This window comes from Azospirillum rugosum (assembly GCF_017876155.1).
Taxonomy (GTDB): domain Bacteria; phylum Pseudomonadota; class Alphaproteobacteria; order Azospirillales; family Azospirillaceae; genus Azospirillum; species Azospirillum rugosum.
In genome coordinates this window covers 1-17110 of record NZ_JAGINP010000025.1, presented here as the reverse complement: position 1 = coordinate 17110, position 17110 = coordinate 1, and the positions used below count along the sequence as shown (strand labels likewise).

The following is a 17110-nucleotide window of genomic DNA, read 5'->3' as shown; positions in this document are numbered from 1 at the left end:
CGCCCTTGTCCGAAGTCTGTCTGAAAACGGCCGGGTCCGGAGGACCGGCCCGAAGGACCGGCCCAGAGGACCAAGGCGTGGCGGCGAGCTTACAGCTCGCGCGCCACCTCCTCGATCTCGAAGGCCTCGATGATATCGCCGGCCAGGATGTTGTCGTAGTTCTCGAATGCCATGCCGCACTCGTAACCCTCGCGCACTTCCTTGACCTCGTCCTTGAAGCGCTTGAGCGTCTTGAGCGTGCCCTCGTGGATGACGACGTTGTCGCGCAGCAGGCGGCAACCGGCGCCACGCTTGACCGTGCCCTGGGTGACCATACAGCCGGCGACCTTGCCGACCTTGGTGATGTTGAACACCTCGCGGATCTCGGCGTAGCCGATGAAGCGCTCGCGGAGCGTCGGCGACAGCATGCCGGTCAGCGCCGCCTTCACGTCGTCGATCACGTTGTAGATGATCGAGTAGTAGCGGATCTCGACGCTGTCGCGCTTGGCCATGTCGCGGGCCTGCGGGTTGGCGCGGACGTTGAAGCCGATGACCATCGCGTTGGACGCGTTCGCCAGCGTGATGTCGGACTCGTTGATCGCACCCACCGACGCGTGCAGCACGCGGACCTTGACCTCGGTGTTCTCGGCCGTGAGCTTCTCCAGGGCGTTGGAGATCGCCTCGATCGAGCCCTGCACGTCGCCCTTGATGACGACCGGCAGTTCCTTGGCCTCGCCGGCCTGGATGCGGCTGAACATGTCCTGCAGCGAACCGCGGGCCGAGGCCGCCACCGCCGCCTCGCGCTTCTTGCGCTGGCGGAACTCGGCGATCTCGCGGGCGCGGGCTTCCGACTCGACGACGGTGAAATCGTCGCCGGCGAGCGGCGTGCCGTTGAGGCCGAGCACCTCGACCGGGCTGGCCGGGCTGGCTTCCTCGACGCTCTGGCCGCGGTCGTTGACGAGCGCGCGGACGCGGCCCCACTCCGACCCGGTGACGAACACGTCGCCGACCTTCAGCGTGCCGCGCTGGACCAGCACGGTGGCGACCGAACCGCGGCCGCGCTCCAGCTTGGCCTCGACCACCACGCCTTCGGCGGTGCGGTCGGGGTTGGCCTTCAGCTCCAGGATTTCGGCCTGCAGGAGGATGGCCTCCTCCAGCTTGTCCAGGTTGCGCTTGGCCTTGGCCGACACTTCCACGGTCTGGATGTCGCCGCCCAACTCTTCCACCACCAGCTCGTGCTGGAGCAGTTCCTGGCGGACACGCTCCGGCTTGGCGTCGGGCAGGTCGATCTTGTTGATGGCGACGATGATCGGAACCTTCGCGGCCTTCGCGTGGTGGATGGCCTCGATGGTCTGCGGCATGACGCCGTCGTTCGCGGCGACGACCAGCACCACCACGTCCGTGACGTTGGCGCCGCGGGCGCGCATCTCGGTGAAGGCGGCGTGGCCCGGCGTGTCGATGAAGGTGATCTTCGCGCCGGATTCCAGCTGCACCTGATAGGCGCCGATGTGCTGGGTGATGCCGCCGGCCTCGCGGCTGACCACGTCGGTCTGGCGCAGGGCGTCCAGAAGCGAGGTCTTGCCGTGGTCGACGTGGCCCATGATGGTGACGACCGGGGGCCGCGGCACCAGGACCGCCGCCGCATCGTCGTTGCCGCGCAGGCCCACCTCGACGTCGGCCTCCGACACGCGGCGCACGCGGTGGCCGAACTCGGCGATGACCAGCTCCGCGGTGTCGGCGTCGATGGTCTGGTTGATGGTGGCCATCACGCCCATGCGCATCAGCTGCTTGATCACGTCGGCGCCGCGTTCCGCCATGCGGTTCGCCAGCTCCTGGACGGTGATCACCTCGGGCAGGACGACGTCGCGAGTCACTTTCTGGGTCTCCTGGCGGCTCATCTGACGGAGCCGCTCGCGCTCGCGGGCACGGCGGACGGCGGCCAGCGAGCGCGTGCGCTCACCACCCTCGTCGCTCAGGGCTTGCGAGACGGTCATCTTGGAACCCTTGCGGCGGTCGGCGCCCGGAGCGGCCTTGCGCGCCGGGGCGGGGGCTGGAGCCTTCTTGTTGCCCGGCTTGCCGCGCGCACCGCCGCGGTCCTCCTCCTCATCGCCGAAGCGGCCGGGAACGGCGCCGGCCGGGGCCGGACCGCGCGGAGCCTGGGCGTCCGCACCCGGGGCCGGGCGGGCACCGGGACCACCCGCCGCGGGGCGGGCGCCGGGGCCACCGGCCGCCGGACGGGCACCGGGGCCGCCGGCCGGGCGGGCACCCTGGCCGTCGCGCCGCTGCTGCGGCTCGGCGTCGCGGCGCTTGGCCTCTTCGGCCTCCTTGCGCTTGGCTTCCTCTTCCTGGCGCCGGCGCTCGGCCTCCGCGGCCTGGGCGCGCTCCGCCTCCTCGATCCCCCGCAGCTCCGCAAGCTCGCGCTCGCGCAGCGTCTCGGGGTCGAGCACCTGCGGCTCTTCCTCGATCACCTGGGTGTCGGCGTTGGCGGCGGCCTCCGCCGCCTCGGCGGCACGGGCGGCCTCGGCCTCCGCCGCAAGCGCGGCGAGTTCGGCCTCCACCTCGGCGCGGCGGCGCTCCTCCTGGGCGGCGCCCTGGAGGGCGCGGATGCGCGCCTCGCGTTCCTGGTTGGTCAGCTGGCGGACGGCACCGCCGCCGCCGCGCTGGCGCTGGCCCGGCCCGCCGCGGACGGGGATGCCCTGCGCGGCCTGACGCGCGGCGGCGCCGCCGTCGGCCACGCCCGGCAGGGCGCCCTTCTCCACGGCCCGCTTACGCTTGACCTCCACGGTCACGGGCTTCGACCTGCCATGGGAGAAGCTCTGCCGGACCTGGGTCTCGACCGGCTTCTTCAGCTCCAGCTTCCCTTTGCCGGAGCCGGAGAGGTGCAAGACTTTCTTGTGGTCCTGGTCGTTGCTGTCGGTCATCGGTTCCCGAATGGTCAGACGTTGCTTCCGCGGCCGGCCGGCGCAGTGCCGGCGACAAAGCCCTTGATACCCTTGAGACGCGCCGAGTCACGGGCCAAGGATTCGGCCAGTTTCCCGCGCGCCACCACCGCATGCACCGCGGCTTCCCTCCCCAGCGCGGCGGCCATCGCCGCCGAGTCGAAGAGGTCGACCACCGGCATATCCGGCGCCAGCGCTGTGATCTTGCCCCGCTGGTCGGGCGATCCGTCGCTGGCCTCGACCAGGAGACGGGGCGGTCCGGCGCGTGCGACCTGGTTGGTCTTCAGCGCCTCGCGCACCTTTTCGTAGCCGGCCAGAGCCTGCCCGGCCCGGCGCGCCAGCCCGAAGGCATCCAGGCACCGCCGTTCCAGCAACCGCTCCAGCCGCTCCGCCAGATCGGGCGGAACGCGCACCGCGCGCCGCGCCGCCTTGGCGAACAGGTTCTTGCCCACCGCCCTGGCCAGCGCCGACGACTCGGCCGTCAGCCACAAGCCACGGCCGGGAAGCCGCTCCTCCAGGTCGGGGACGATCTCACCGTCCGGCGCGACCACGAAGCGGATCATCCCGTCCTTGGGTTGCACCGTGCCCGTGGCGACGCAGCGGCGCAGCGGACCCTGTTCCAGGTCCGCGGGCTCCTGCGGCTCACACGGCGGCAGCCCTTCCGGGTCTTGTCCAATCGCTTCGTTCAGTCCAACCATCCGTACCGATACAGTCCCAAACCTGACTTACCCAACCGTGCCGGCTCATCCCTGTGCCGGCTGGCCGTCGGCGGGCGGCTGCGCCGCCTGCGGCGCACCCTCCTCGCCATCGAACCAGTGGGCACGGGCGGCCATGATGATCTCGTTGGCCTCGTCTTCCGACGGGCCGTCCTTGCCGAGGATGTCGCGCAGCTCGTCCGCGGCGAGGTCGGCGAGGTCGTCCATGGTCTTGACGCCGTTCTCGCCCAGCTTGACCAGCTGCGTCGGCGTGAAGCCGGTCACTTCCGCGACCGCATCCTCGACGCCGAGCGTCTGGCGCTTCTCCGTCATGCGGACGTCCTGCTCCTCCAGGAAGTTCAGGGCGCGCTGCTTCAGCTCCTCCGCCACGTCCTCGTCGAAGCCTTCGATCTCGGCCAGCTCCTCGGTTTCGACGTAGGCGATCTCCTCCACGGAGGAGAAGCCCTCGGCGACCAGGAGATGGGCGATCACGTCGTCCACGTCCAGCGCGTCCATGAAGAGCTGCGAGCGGGTGCGGAATTCCTCGGAGCGGCGCTCCGACTCCTCCTGCTCGGTCAGGATGTCGATGTCCCAGCCGGTGAGCTGGGTGGCGAGCCGCACGTTCTGGCCGCGGCGGCCGATGGCCAGCGACAGCTGGTCGTCCGGCACCACCACCTCGATGCGGCTGTTCTCCTCGTCCATCACGACCTTGGCGACCTCGGCCGGAGCCAGGGCGTTGACGATGAAGGTCGCCGGCTCCTGGTTCCACTGGATGATGTCGATCTTCTCGCCCTGCAGCTCGCCCACCACGGCCTGGACGCGGCTGCCGCGCATGCCGACGCAGGCGCCGACCGGGTCGATGGAGCTGTCGTGGCTGATCACCGCGATCTTGGCGCGGCTGCCCGGATCGCGGGCGACCGCCTTGATCTCGATGATGCCGTCGTAGATCTCCGGCACTTCCTGCTTGAACAGGTTGGCCATGAACATCGGATGCGTGCGCGACAGGAAGATCTGCGGGCCGCGCGCTTCCTCGCGGACGTCGTAGATGTAGGCGCGCACGCGGTCGCCGTTCTTGAAATGCTCGCGCGGCAGCAGCTCATCGCGGCGCAGGATCGCCTCGGCCCGGCCGAGGTCCACCGTGACGTTGCCGTACTCGACGCGCTTGACCAGACCGTTGACGATCTCGCCGATGCGGTCCTTGTACTCGTTGAACTGGCGCTTGCGCTCCGCGTCGCGGACCTTCTGGACGATGACCTGCTTGGCGGTCTGCGCGGCGATGCGGCCGAAATCGATGGGCGGCAGCGGGTCGACCAGGAAATCGCCGACCTGGGCGCCGGGCTTGCGGCGCTGGGCATAAGCGAGCGTGACCTGGGTCGCCTCGTTCTCCACCGTCTCGACCACCTCCAGGTGGCGGGTCAGGTGGATGTCGCCGGTCTTGCGGTCGATGCGGGCGCGGATGTCGTGCTCGTGGCCGTACTTGGAGCGACCGGCCTTCTGAATCGCCTGTTCCATCGCCTCCAGGACCTCGTCCCGGTCGATGTTCTTTTCGCGGGCGACCGCGTCAGCGACTTGCAGCAGTTCCATCCGTCACACTTCCTGGACTGGCGTTTGTTCTTGCGGGTCGAACCCGGACCGGGCCGTCAACCCTGCTCCTGGCTGGCGCGGATCAGTTCATCCGTCAAAACCAGCTTGGCGCGCAGGATGTTGTCGAACTCCAGGCGGGCGGCTCCCTGTTCCGTTTCGATGCACACGAGGCCGTCCTCGACGCCCTTCAGCATGCCCTTGAAGCGCTTGCGGTTATCGACGGCGAGCCGGGTCTCCAGCTTGGCCTCGAAACCGGCGAAGCGTTCGAAATCCTTCAACCGGGTCAGCGGCCGGTCGATGCCGGGCGAGCTGACCTCCAGCGTGTAGGCGCTTTTGATCGGATCCTCGACGTCGAGAACCGCGGAGATGGCGCGGCTGATGTCGGCGCAGTCCTCGACCGTCATGGGCGCGCCGTCGGCGCGTTCGGCCATGACCTGCAGAACCATGCGCTGCCCACCGGTCAACTGCACACGCACGACCTCGTAGCCCATGGCCTCGACGGACGGCGTGATGATCTGCTCGATACGACCGGTTGCTTCCATTCCACCTGACCCGCCCTCGCGGTCTCCCCGGACCGGTGCCCTGGGACCAAACCGAGGATTCGACACGCTGATAAAAAAATAAGTGGGCCTAAGCCCACCCGCAAAGCGTCCCGCCGGCCCGGTTTCCCGAGCCGCCGATCCGTATGGGTTCATGCGGTGAATATAGACATTCCGGAGCAAGCCGCAAGCGCTTTTCCGACACGGCCTATGCAAGGCGGTCTGGTGGGGGCCGCGCCGGTGGTGGCGACCCCCGATCCCGACCCGGCATTCAAGGACCCTGTTACCCCCGCGGCTTGCGGATGAAGCGCAGGAAGACCGGCTTGCGGCCGGCCTCGATGGCCTTTTCCTCGTAGCGGGTCGGCGGCCAGTCCTCGCTGCGGTGGCGCCAGTCGGACGGGCCGCGGGCGGTCCACTCGAAGTCCGGGTGCTTGACCGTGTGCTCCAGCATCCAGCGCACCAGCCCCATGTCGTCGCTGGCCAGGCGCAGCTCCGCCCCGTCCTTCAGGACGCGGGACAGGCGCGGCAGGTTTGCCGGGCCGATGAAGCGGCGTTCCCAATGGCGCTTCTTCGGCCAGGGATCGGCGAACAGGACGAAGGCGCGGCCGATGGAGGCGTCCGGCAGGGCGTCGAGCAGCGGGCGGGCGTCGTCCGGCAGGACCCGGACGTTGTCCTGCACGCCTTCGTCGTCCACCAGCTTCAGCAGGCCGGCCACGCCGTTGATGAAGGGCTCCGCCCCGATCACGCCGACGTCGCGGTTGTTGGCGGCCTGCCAGGCCATGTGGTGGCCGCTGCCGAAGCCGACCTCCAGCCAGACGTCGCGCACCGGGTTCGGGAACAGGGCGTGGGGGTCGATGCGCTCGTCCGGCTGGATCGCCGGGATTTGCAGCGCGGGCAGAAGCGTGTCGAGCAGTTCGGTCTTGCGCTTGCGCAGCGGACGGCCCTTGCGCCGCCCGTACAGCCGCTTGGACGCGTCCGGAAGAGAGTCGGTCATGATGAAAGCGGGGTCCTGAAACGGGTGCAGGGGCCGAAAAGGCCCCTGCACTCCAAACCAAACCGGTCGATCTTAGAAGAACGCCGTGCGGAGGTCGCCAACGAGGTCGGTCTTCTCCCAGGCGAAGCCGCCGTCGGGCTCGGCGTCGCGGCCGAAGTGGCCGTAGGCGGCGGTGCGCGCGTAGATCGGCTTGTTCAGGCCGAGGTGCGTGCGGATGCCGCGGGGCGACAGGTCCACCAGCTTCTGCAGCACGGCGGAGAGCTGGTCCTCGTCGACCTGGCCGGTGCCGTGGGTGTCGACGTAGACCGACAGCGGCTTGGACACGCCGATGGCGTAGGACAGCTGGATCGTGCAGCGCTCGGCCAAGCCGGCGGCCACCACGTTCTTGGCGAGATACCGCGCGGCGTAGGCGGCCGAGCGGTCGACCTTGGTCGGATCCTTGCCGGAGAAGGCGCCGCCGCCGTGCGGGGCCGCGCCGCCATAGGTGTCGACGATGATCTTGCGGCCCGTCAGGCCGGCGTCGCCGTCCGGCCCGCCGATGACGAAGCGCCCGGTCGGGTTGACGTAGAAATGCGCCTCGTCGCACATCCAGCCCTGCGGCAGGACGTTGAGCACGTGCGGGCGGACGATCTCGCGCACCTCGTCCTGGGTCAGGCCGTCGGCGTGCTGGGTGGAGACGACGACGGCGGTGGCGCGCACCGGCCGGCCGTTCTCGTACTGCAGGGTCACTTGGCTCTTGGCGTCGGGGCCGAGCTGCGGGGCGGCGCCGGAGTGGCGCGCCTCGGCCAGCGACTTCAGGATGGCGTGGGAGTAGTAGATCGGCGCCGGCATCAGCGCCGGGGTCTCGTTGCAGGCGTAGCCGAACATGATGCCCTGGTCGCCGGCGCCCTCGTCCTTCTCGCCGGCGGCGTCAACGCCCACCGCGATGTCGGCCGACTGGGAATGGACGAAGCACTTGACGTCCATCTTCTCCCAGTGGAAGCCGTCCTGCTCGTAGCCGATGTCCTTCACCGCGGCGCGGGCGACCTGCACCAGCATGTCCGGCGTGATGCTCTCCGGCCCGCGCACCTCGCCGGCCAGCACCACCTGGTTGGTCGTGGCCAGAGTCTCCACCGCCACGCGGGCGTAGGGGTCGTGCGACAGGTACAGGTCGACGATCGCGTCGGAAATGCGGTCGCACACCTTGTCCGGATGACCCTCGGACACGGACTCGCTGGTGAAGACGTAGTTGAGCTTGGCCACGGCGAACCTCGGCAATGGACGGGAGTGCTTTTCACACAAGAAGCTTGGGATCGGTCATTGCGCTTTATTGGATAGCCGATCCTCGACCGTATTTGGCAAGAATTGCCGCGTGGGTCAAGCAATCTCCCTTTGCCGAACGTCTTTGGCCCCGCCGGCCGGCAATCCGGCGCGGGAGTCGCGGGTTCGCAAAAAGCAAACCGGGGGGTGCGGCCGGCAAGCCGCTCCCCCCAATTCTTCAGATCCGTGTCGGGGCCATCGCCCGGGCCGTCACTCGGCGGCTTCGACCATGCCCGAGTTGGCGACCGCCTTGGTCAGCTCGAACAGGCGCTTGCGCACCGACGGGTCGTTGATGCGGTAGTAGGCGCGCACCAACTCCAGCGTCTCGCGCTTGGCCATGGGATCCGGCTCGTAACCGCCCGAGGAACGCTCCTCGACGGCGCCGCCGGCCACATCGTCATCGTCCACCGGCGCAGCGGCCGCCTCGGCCGGCATGTCGTCGAAGAAGAAGGACACCGGCACGTCGAGGACGCGGCTGAGATCGAACAGGCGGGAGGCGCCGATGCGGTTGGCGCCGCGCTCGTACTTCTGCACCTGCTGGAAGGTCAGGCCGATGGCCTCACCGAGCTTTTCCTGGCTCATGCCCAGAAGGGTCCGGCGCAACCGGACGCGGGAACCGACGTGAACGTCAATCGGGTTCGGCTTTCCCGTCTTGGGACGGCCGGCTGACGCCCGGCGGCCCCGCGTTGCTGTTGCTGGCATTCTCTAATTCCCTGAAACAGTTGTGCAACCTTGATACGACATATCCATGTATGCAGTCAAGGGCGCCCCGCCGCTCCTGATGCGCGTGATTGAAAAAGATTGTTGGTTGCGCTAGCGGCGTTGTCGAGCGGACAGGCCGACGGCGAAGCAGATCAGGAGCAGTACTCCGAACACCCCGTCGCCCATCCAACCGTAAAGTGTGGGCATTGGAAGGGCTTTCGGCAAGGCTGTATCGACCACACCCCTGTGACCAAGTGCGAGCATTGCTGCTATGCGTCCATGAGCGTCCACGACGCCCGAGATGCCGGTGTTCGCCACGCGCACGAGGGGCAGCCCCTCCTCCACCGCGCGGGTCTGCGCGATGGCGAAATGCTGGTGCGGCCCGGCGGTGTTGCCGTACCACGCGTCGTTGGTGAGGTTCAGCAGCCATTGCGGCCGATGGTCGCGGTCGATCACGGCGTTCGGGAAGATGACCTCGTAGCAGATCAGGGGGCTGACCGGCGGCAGGCCCTTGAGGTCCAGCGTCACCGGTCCCGGCCCCGCCGAGAACTCCGCCCCGTTGCCGGCGATGGCCCCGACCGGCAGCCAGCGGCGCAGCGGCATGTACTCGCCGAAGGGGACGAGGTGGAACTTGTCGAAGCTGCCCGCGATCGCGCCGCTGCCGTCCACCGCCACCATGCTGTTGTAGTAGCGCTGCTCGCCCTCGGCATCCACGGCGGCGCGCGGGGCGCCGGTGATCAGCAGCCCGCCGGGCGGCGTCACGGATCCCAGCGCCTGCCGGACGCGGGCGTCCTGCTCGATGAACAGGGGCACGGCGGTCTCCGCCCAGATGACGTGGGTGGGCGGCCCGGCCGAGGGTGATGCCGGCTCGGCGGCCGACAGGTCCATCTGTTGCTGGACGTTCCGCACGCGCTCGCCCGGCGCCCATTTCAGGCGCTGGTCGATGGCCGGCTGGACGAGCCGCAGGCGGACGCCCGGCACCGTCTCGTCGGACGCACCGGCCAGCCGCATCCCGCCCCAGGCGCCCAGCGCGGCGAAGAGCGCCAGCCCGGCGGCGACGGCGCCCCAGCCGCGGCGGCGGTCCGCCGGGGATGACGGTGCGGAGCCGCCCAGCACCGCCGGCAGCGCCGCGACCAGCGCGGTCAGCAGGCTGAGGCCGTAGATGCCGAACAGGGAGACGCTCTGCAGCACCGGCAGGAAGCCGGTCCAGCCATAGCCGATGAGGTTCCACGGGAAACCGGTGAAGATGTGCCCGCGCAGCCACTCGAACAGCGCCCAGGACGCGGCGAACAGGAACACCCGCGCCAGCCCCGTCGCCCGCAGCTTCCACACGAGCAGAGTCGTGAAGCCGCTGAACATCGCCATCAGGATGGGCAGCCCCGCGGCGGACAGCGGCAGCGCCCACCAGAAGCGGCCGATGTCGGTGAACAGCGCGGCGCTGATCCAATAAAGGCCGAGCAGATGGTGGGCGAAGCCGAAGAACCAACCGACCGCGAAGGCCTGCCGCCCCGTCCGCGCCCCATCGAGCAGCCAGAGCAGGCCCGGGAAGGCGACCAGCAGCACCGGCACGGCGTCGGCCGGCGGCAAGGCCAGCGTCGCCAGCCCGCCGAACAGCGCGGCCACGGCCAGCCGCCGCCACCCGGCAAGCCCGGCAAGGCGCACGGAAAGGCGGCCCAGCGGGGCTGGGGTGGTCAGGGTGTCGGTGATGGACAAGGGGCGAACTCCGGGATGTCACTGAGGACGGGGGAGGTTAGGAGGCGGTCGGGACAGAGGTGGTTGCGTTGGGCCCCCCTCCCAGCCTCCCCCCACTTCGCGGGGGGAGGGGTTAAGCGCGCGAACGGCGGCAGTCCCCTCCCCCGTCGAAGATGGGGGAGGGTTAGGGTGGGGGCCCAATGCTGCGACCCCGCTTCAGAACGATGTCACCCCACCTCGGCCAGGGCGGAGCTGTTGGCGGGGGCGTTGCGGACGCGCAGGCGCTTGATGCGGCGGGGGTCGGCCTCGACGATCTCGAACTCCAGGCCGGAGGGGTGGGTCAGCATCTCCCCGCGGCCCGGCACGCGGCCGGCGAGCGAGACGACGAGCCCGCCGAGCGTGTCGATGTCCTCGCGCTCCTCCTCCGTCAGGAAGGTGCCGACACGCTCCTCGAAATCCTCGATGGAGACGCGGGCGTCGGCGATGATGCTGCCGTCGGGGCGTTCCACGAGGCGGGGCGAGGCCTCCTCGTCGTGCTCGTCCTCGATCTCGCCGACGATCTCCTCGACGAGATCCTCGATGGTGACGAGGCCGTCGATGCCGCCGAACTCGTCGACCACCAGCGCCATGTGCTGGCGCTTCTGGCGCATCTGCACCAGCAGGTCGACCACCGGCATGCTGGGCGCCACGATGGTCAGGTCGCGGACGATGTCCGCCAGCGCCACCGCCTTCCCCTGCGCCAGCGCGGCGAGCACGTCCTTGATGTGCACCATGCCGACGACGTCGTCGAGCGTCTCGCGGTACACCGGCATGCGGGAATGGGCGTCTTCCGCCATGCGCTGGACGAGGGCGGGGAACGGCGTGTCCACCTCCACCGCCACGATGTCGGCGCGCGGCACCATTACGTCGTCGACGGTGCGGTCGCGGAGCTTGAGGATGTTGGCGAGCAGGGCGCGCTCGCCCGCCCCCAACGATTCCTCGCCGGTGTCCTGGTCCTCGATCAGTTCCTCGATCGTGGCGCGCAGGGTGGCGTCGTCGCGCCCCCCGAGGACGGTCCGGAGCCACCCGCGAAACAGGTGACCCAGGGAGTGCTGGTCTTCGGCCCCGTCTTCACGGGGCGTTCGACTGTCGGAAATTTCGCTCATCGGTCCGGCGGTTGTTCGTCCAGGTTCGGCTCCCCGGGCGGAGAGCGCGTGGCGGCGTACGGGTCGGCGATTCCCAGGGTCTCCAGCACCTCGGTTTCGAGCTGCTCCATCTCCTCGGCCTCGTCGTCCGTCTCGTGATCATACCCGAGAAGATGAAGAACGCCATGCACCACAAGGTGGGTCATGTGATCCGAAGGCGTCTTTCCCTGCTCGGCGGCCTCGCGGGCGACGGTCTCCCAGGCCAGGATGACGTCGCCCAGCATGACCGGGGCGTCCTCGCCCAACTCCGGCTCCTCGGCCTCGGTCAGGGCGAAGGACAGAACGTTGGTCGGCTTGTCCTTGCCGCGGTAGTCGCGGTTCAGCCGGTGCACCAGCGCGTCGTCGGCGAGCACGACGGACAGCTCCGCCGGCCCCTCCTCCTCGTCGTAGCTGGCGGCCAGCGCAGCCAACGCCGCGCGCTCGCACAGCCATTCGGCGTCGTCGGCCCAGGCGCCTGCTTCACGTGAAACGGCGACGTCGACGGCCATCACGGCGCCCCCTCCCCCGCGGGGTCGGACGCGGCGCCGTCGCCATTCCCATTGCGGGGGGCGGCCGGGCGGCGCGCAGCCTTGGTCTGGCTGTCGAAGCGGTCGTAGGCGCGGATGATGCGGGCGACCAGCGGGTGGCGCACCACGTCCACGTCGGTGAAATGGACGAAGCGGATGCCGTCCACCCCCTGCAGGATGTCCAGCGCCTCGCGCAGGCCGGACTTGGTGCCGGCCGGCAGGTCGGTCTGCGAGATGTCGCCGGTCACCGCCATGCGGCCGCCCTCGCCCAGGCGGGTGAGAAACATCTTCATCTGCATGGGCGTGGTGTTCTGCGCCTCGTCCAGGATGACGAAGGCGTTGCCGAGCGTGCGGCCGCGCATGAAGGCCAGCGGCGCGATCTCGATCTCGCCGGATTCCAGCCGTTTCTTCACCTGCTCCGCCGGCAGCATGTCGTGCAGCGCGTCGTAGAGCGGACGCAGGTAAGGATCGACCTTCTCCTTCAGGTCGCCGGGCAGGAAGCCCAGCCGCTCCCCCGCCTCCACGGCGGGGCGCGACAGGATGATGCGGTCCACCTGGCCGGTGGTCAGCATCGCCACCGCCTGCGCCACGGCGAGGTAGGTCTTGCCGGTGCCCGCGGGGCCCAGGCCGAAGACCATCTCGCTCTCGGCGAGCGCCTGGAGGTAGGTCGCCTGCATGGGCGAGCGTGGGGTGATCGCCCCCTTGCGGCGGGTCCGCACCGCGACCTCCCCGCGGCTGAGCGTCGCCAGCGTCTGGTCGCGGAGCGCGCCGCCGGTGCCGGTGGCCATGCGCACGGCCGCGTCCACCTCGCCGGTGCCGACGGCCATGCCGCGCTTCAGCCGCTCGTAGAGCGCGTCGAGCGCGGACCGGGCGGTCTCGGCGGATTCCGCCGGACCGGCGATGGTCAGCGTGTTGCCGCGGGAGATCAGGGAGACTCCCAACTGGTTCTCGATGCGGGCGAGGTGGCGGTCATGCTCCCCGTACAGCATCGGCAGGAGCCGGTTGTCGTCGAAGTTCAGATCGATTCGCTGATCGGGCAAGCCGTTCAAACGGTCGCCTCCAGGGTTTGGGTCCCGTTTCGGCCGATTTGACCGGTCGGGGACGAGGTGTATTCGCCGGTCGCCACGGTGCCGGCCAGGCTGTTCGGGTGGGCGGCGTCGATCCGCACCTCCACGATCCGTCCCAACAGCCGATCGTTGGCTTCGGCATGCACCGACTGCATGTAGGGGCTCTTGCCCAGCAGCTGCCCGCCGCGCTTGCCGACGCGGTCGAACAGCACCGGCACCGTCTGGCCGACGAAGCTCTGGTTGAAGGCCTGCTGCTGCGCGTTCAGCAGCTGCTGGAGTGCCGCCAGCCGGGCGTCCTTCACATCCTCCGGCACCTGGGCGGTCTCCAGGGCGGCGGGGGTGCCGGGGCGCGGGCTGTATTTGAACGAGTAAGCCTGGGCGTAGCCGACGTCGGTCACCAGCCGCAGCGTCTCTGCGAAGTCCGCGTCGCTCTCGCCGGGGAAGCCGACGATGAAGTCGCCCGACAGGGCGAGATCCGGCTTGGCCGCGCGCAGGCGGTCGACGATGCGCCGGTAGTCGTCGGCCGTGTGCTTGCGGTTCATCGCCGCCAGCACGCGGTCGGAGCCCGCCTGCACCGGCAGGTGCAGGTAGGGCATCAGCTGCGGCACCTCCGCATGGGCGCGGATCAGGTCGTCGTCCATGTCCCGCGGGTGGGAGGTGGTGTAGCGGATGCGCTCCAGCCCGTCGATCTCCGCCAGTTCGCGGACCAGCCGGCCGAGGCCCCAGGTCGCGCCGTCCGGCCCGTCGCCGTGCCAGGCGTTGACGTTCTGGCCCAGCAGGTTGATCTCCCGCGTGCCGCCGGCGACGAGGCGCCGGGCCTCCGCCAGGATCTGCGCGCCGGTGCGCGAGAACTCCGCGCCGCGGGTGTAGGGGACGACGCAGAAGGTGCAGAACTTGTCGCAGCCCTCCTGCACGGCAAGGAAGGCGGCCACGCCCTGGGCGGCGCTTTCGTCCGGCAGGAAGTCGAACTTGGACTCCACGGGGAAGTCGGTGTTCAGCACGCTGCCCGCCCGGCGGCTGGCCTTCGCCACCATCTCCGGCAGGGTGTGGTAGGTCTGCGGGCCGAAGACGATGTCCACGTAGGGGGCGCGGGCGACGATCTCCTCCCCCTCCGCCTGGGCGACGCAGCCGGCCACCGCGACGATCATGCGGCCGTCGCCGGCCTCCGCCTTGATGTCCTTCAGCTGGCGCAGGCGACCGAGTTCCGAGAAGACCTTCTCGGATGCCTTTTCGCGGATGTGGCAGGTGTTGAGGATCACCATGTCGGCGCCGTCCGGCTCGTCCACCGGCCGGTAACCCAGGGGTGCCAGGACATCCGCCATGCGGGCGGAGTCGTAGACGTTCATCTGGCAGCCCCAGGTCTTGATGAAGAGCTTCTTACTCAACGATCCCTTCCGCCCCAAAACAAAAAGGCGCGCCGACCCGCGCAGGCCCGGCGCGCGACCCGCCGCGCCGCGGCATCGCTTCCGGCCTATATGGTAGCACGAGTGCGCCAAAACGAGTCAACCGCGGCCGCAAATGAAGTTCCCTCTCCCCTCTGGGGAGAGGGTTAGGGTGAGGGGGTTGCGCTTTTGCCGGACGTACCAAGGTGGCGGGGCCCCCTCACCCTGCCCTCTCCCCAGAGGGGAGAGGGTTGAACGCCACATGCGACCGCCCTGCCCCGGAGAAAGGAGAATCAATGCCCCTGCGGCGGGGTGTGCTTGCCCGAGACGGCGCGTTCCACGCCCTGGGCGACGGCGCGCTGGCAGTGGTCGGCCAGTGCCTTGCGGCTGGAGAAGCCCTCGATGGTCACGGGCGGGTGGAATTCCACCTCCACCGTCATGCGGCCGAGCGTGAAGACCGTCCACAGGTGCGGGGCGAGGTCCATGTCGCCGTACCAGGCGTAGCAGGGCCGGAAGGCGATGCCCATGGGGACGCCGTCCAGCCGGGTCGGCGCGATGCTGACCGGCTGCACGGTCAGCGGCGTGCCGCCGATGCGCCGGGCGGCCACCGCGAACAGCGCCGTCTTGAAGGGCAGCGTGCGGTTGCCGTCGCTGGACGTGCCTTCCGGGAACAGGATCAGGTTGTCGCCGGCGTCCAGCCGCGCGCCCAGCTCGTCGCGCTGCTTCTCCACGCCGCTTCGGGCCTTGCGCTCCACGAAGACGGTCTGCTGCAGCTTGGCCAGCGCGCCGAAGAAGGGCCAGCCGGCCACCTCGCTCTTGGCGACGAAGGAGCCCGGGATGACCGAGCCCAGCACCGTGATGTCCAGGTAGGAGGAATGGTTGGAGACGAACAGCACCGGCCCCGGCTGCGCGCGTTCCCCGCGCACCACCACCTCGAAGCCCAGGATGCGGGCGCAGACGCCGTGGTAGAGCAGCGGCAGGCGGTAACGCAGCGGCAGCTTCAGCGCCACCGCCAGCGCCTGCACCGGGACCAGCAGCAGCGTCCAGGCGAGATACAGCGCCAGGCGCAACGCGCCCCGGATCGGCGAGCCCAGCGGGCGGGCGCCCGTCTCCTCAACCTCTGCCGTCATGGCCGGCTCACGCGGTCTGACCGAAATGACCACGCCGCTCGTAGTGCTTGGAGTATTTGTCGGTGATCAGGTCGGTCTTCACCACGATGGACACGTCCGTCGTGTTGAACTGATGGTCGATCACCGCCCCGTCGCCGATGAAGCCGCCCAGCCGCAGGTAGCCCTTGATCAGCGGCGGCAGCACGGTCAGCGCCCGCTTCGGGTCGATCCCCTCCCGCGGCAGCAGGTCCATGCTGACATGCCGTTCCGGCAGTGCCACCGGGCGCAGCTCCGGCGGGGCGAGGTGGTGGTGGTACAGGTAGGCCAGCGGCTCCGCCAGGGCGGCCGGATCGGTGCCCGGCAGGCTGGCGCAGCCGAACATCAGCGCGATGTCGTGGTGGAAGACATAGGCCGCGATGCCGCGCCACAGCAGCTGCATGCTGCCGCGCGTGCGGTAGGCGGCGTCCACGCAGGACCGGCCCAGTTCCAGGATCTCGCCGGGAAGGTTCACCAGCCGGCTGATGTCGTATTCGTCGCTGGAGTAGAAGCGCCCGGCCTTCGCCGCCGCCGAGCGGCGGATCAGCCGGTAGGTGCCGACCACGCTTTCCGGGCCGTCGCCGCGCGCGTGGTCGATGACCAGCAGATGGTCGCACAGCGTGTCGAAGTCGTCGAAATCGCGGTGGCGCGCCGCCATGTCGGGGGTCGGGATCGCCGACATCTCCTCGTAGAAGACGCGGTAGCGGAGCGCCTGCGCCCAGTCGACCTCGGCGGCGCTTTCCGCCAGCCTGACTTCCAGGGAACCCATGCGCAGTTCGGAGGAACTGTCCTGGTCCATGCTCGTATCAGCCATTCGACGGTTCGCAGGCGTAGTGAAAGGGGGCGTGACGGTTGAGCGGTGTGAAGCTGCGCCAAACGGCGGCGTTTTTCAATCGGCGACGCGTCCGGCCCATGCCGGTTGCCGGCGCTCCAGGGGGAGCCCGGCCCGATCCCATGGCACCGATCGCTCGTTAGGGATAGCACAAATGGCGGGTTGCCGGTCAACGGCATCATCGCGGGAACCGCGAGGGCATCATCGCGCGAACCGCGAGGGCATCATCGCGGGAACCGCGTGTACGCCCCATGGTCGGCGGACCAGCCCTGCCCCGTCCCGGCCATTGGGAGACTCCCAAGGGTCGGATGACGAAAGCAAAGGAAACGGTATGGAATTCGAAGTATTCGGGACCGGCCAATTATCCGGAACGGCCGCCCGGTCCGCGGTGCGCGGACCGCAGGAACCGGTTTCCGGAACGGACCGCCGGAGCGGCGGTCCGCCGGAAGACAACGCTCAAGCCTTCGCGGCCTTAGCAGGACGCGGAAAAAGGCTGGGCTCAGCCGGCTGGTCGTGATTCTCTCCGGTCGTGGAGAAAGCGGCCGGCGAGGGAACGATGCGGGGATCGGAC

Annotated in this window: 14 protein-coding genes; all 14 read right to left on the bottom strand. The window is 69.5% G+C overall.

What is annotated here, in order from left to right; translation table 11 throughout:
- Positions 1-89: 89 nt before the first annotated feature.
- The 14 genes from infB to J2851_RS28010 all read right to left on the bottom strand — a co-directional run bounded on the left by infB (position 90) and on the right by J2851_RS28010 (position 16521).
- Positions 90-2900, bottom strand: coding sequence for a translation initiation factor IF-2 (gene infB, locus J2851_RS28075; protein WP_209770489.1), 2811 nt, complete (start codon positions 2898-2900; stop codon positions 90-92).
- Positions 2901-2914: 14 nt separating this feature from the next.
- Positions 2915-3616 carry an RNA-binding protein gene (locus J2851_RS28070; RefSeq protein WP_209770487.1) on the bottom strand — a complete coding sequence of 234 codons (702 nt, stop codon included), beginning with the start codon at positions 3614-3616 and terminating at the stop codon, positions 2915-2917.
- Between the two features lie 45 nt (positions 3617-3661).
- Positions 3662-5197, bottom strand: coding sequence for a transcription termination factor NusA (nusA, locus tag J2851_RS28065; protein ID WP_209770485.1), 1536 nt, complete (start codon positions 5195-5197; stop codon positions 3662-3664).
- A gap of 56 nt (positions 5198-5253) precedes the next feature.
- Positions 5254-5739 (bottom strand): ribosome maturation factor RimP, encoded by a 486-nt coding sequence (gene rimP / locus J2851_RS28060; RefSeq protein WP_209770484.1) that lies wholly within the window; start codon positions 5737-5739, stop codon positions 5254-5256.
- Between the two features lie 280 nt (positions 5740-6019).
- The gene (gene trmB, locus J2851_RS28055; protein ID WP_209770483.1) at positions 6020-6730 is read right to left on the bottom strand and encodes a tRNA (guanine(46)-N(7))-methyltransferase TrmB; all 711 of its coding nucleotides are present in this window, start codon (positions 6728-6730) and stop codon (positions 6020-6022) included.
- Positions 6731-6802: 72 nt separating this feature from the next.
- Positions 6803-7972, bottom strand: coding sequence for a methionine adenosyltransferase (metK, locus tag J2851_RS28050; RefSeq protein ID WP_209770482.1), 1170 nt, complete (start codon positions 7970-7972; stop codon positions 6803-6805).
- A 267-nt stretch (positions 7973-8239) separates the two neighbouring features.
- Positions 8240-8731, bottom strand: a complete 492-nt coding sequence (locus J2851_RS28045) for a helix-turn-helix domain-containing protein (RefSeq protein WP_209770481.1) — start codon at positions 8729-8731, stop codon at positions 8240-8242.
- Between the two features lie 111 nt (positions 8732-8842).
- Positions 8843-10444: an apolipoprotein N-acyltransferase gene (lnt, locus tag J2851_RS28040; RefSeq protein WP_209770480.1), complete on the bottom strand. Its 1602-nt coding sequence runs from the start codon at positions 10442-10444 to the stop codon at positions 8843-8845.
- Between the two features lie 206 nt (positions 10445-10650).
- Positions 10651-11568, bottom strand: coding sequence for a hemolysin family protein (locus tag J2851_RS28035; RefSeq protein ID WP_209770479.1), 918 nt, complete (start codon positions 11566-11568; stop codon positions 10651-10653).
- Positions 11565-12095: an rRNA maturation RNase YbeY gene (ybeY, locus tag J2851_RS28030; RefSeq protein ID WP_209770478.1), complete on the bottom strand. Its 531-nt coding sequence runs from the start codon at positions 12093-12095 to the stop codon at positions 11565-11567. The genes J2851_RS28035 and ybeY overlap by 4 nt, the downstream gene beginning before the upstream one ends.
- Complete coding sequence (locus J2851_RS28025) at positions 12095-13102, bottom strand: PhoH family protein (RefSeq protein ID WP_246500991.1); 1008 nt, start codon at positions 13100-13102, stop codon at positions 12095-12097. Before J2851_RS28025 ends, ybeY begins: the two co-directional genes overlap by 1 nt.
- A gap of 56 nt (positions 13103-13158) precedes the next feature.
- Positions 13159-14565, bottom strand: a complete 1407-nt coding sequence (miaB, locus tag J2851_RS28020) for a tRNA (N6-isopentenyl adenosine(37)-C2)-methylthiotransferase MiaB (RefSeq protein ID WP_209770477.1) — start codon at positions 14563-14565, stop codon at positions 13159-13161.
- Positions 14566-14855: 290 nt separating this feature from the next.
- Entirely contained in the window at positions 14856-15692 is an 837-nt protein-coding gene (locus tag J2851_RS28015; protein ID WP_209770476.1) for a lysophospholipid acyltransferase family protein, read from the bottom strand.
- A 7-nt stretch (positions 15693-15699) separates the two neighbouring features.
- The gene (locus J2851_RS28010) at positions 15700-16521 is read right to left on the bottom strand and encodes a GNAT family N-acetyltransferase (protein WP_209770475.1); all 822 of its coding nucleotides are present in this window, start codon (positions 16519-16521) and stop codon (positions 15700-15702) included.
- Positions 16522-17110: the final 589 nt, after the last annotated feature.

Excerpts from the sequence above, each read along its gene's own strand:
- infB (WP_209770489.1), bottom strand. The coding sequence starts at position 2,900 with ATGACCGACAGCAACGACCAGGACCACAAGAAAGTCTTGCACCTCTCC.
- J2851_RS28070 (WP_209770487.1), bottom strand. The coding sequence starts at position 3,616 with ATGGTTGGACTGAACGAAGCGATTGGACAAGACCCGGAAGGGCTGCCG.
- nusA (WP_209770485.1), bottom strand. The coding sequence starts at position 5,197 with ATGGAACTGCTGCAAGTCGCTGACGCGGTCGCCCGCGAAAAGAACATC.
- rimP (WP_209770484.1), bottom strand. The coding sequence starts at position 5,739 with ATGGAAGCAACCGGTCGTATCGAGCAGATCATCACGCCGTCCGTCGAG.
- trmB (WP_209770483.1), bottom strand. The coding sequence starts at position 6,730 with ATGACCGACTCTCTTCCGGACGCGTCCAAGCGGCTGTACGGGCGGCGC.
- J2851_RS28045 (WP_209770481.1), bottom strand. The coding sequence starts at position 8,731 with ATGCCAGCAACAGCAACGCGGGGCCGCCGGGCGTCAGCCGGCCGTCCC.
- J2851_RS28035 (WP_209770479.1), bottom strand. The coding sequence starts at position 11,568 with ATGAGCGAAATTTCCGACAGTCGAACGCCCCGTGAAGACGGGGCCGAA.
- ybeY (WP_209770478.1), bottom strand. The coding sequence starts at position 12,095 with ATGGCCGTCGACGTCGCCGTTTCACGTGAAGCAGGCGCCTGGGCCGAC.
- J2851_RS28025 (WP_246500991.1), bottom strand. The coding sequence starts at position 13,102 with ATGCTGTACGGGGAGCATGACCGCCACCTCGCCCGCATCGAGAACCAG.
- J2851_RS28015 (WP_209770476.1), bottom strand. The coding sequence starts at position 15,692 with ATGACGGCAGAGGTTGAGGAGACGGGCGCCCGCCCGCTGGGCTCGCCG.
- J2851_RS28010 (WP_209770475.1), bottom strand. The coding sequence starts at position 16,521 with ATGGCTGATACGAGCATGGACCAGGACAGTTCCTCCGAACTGCGCATG.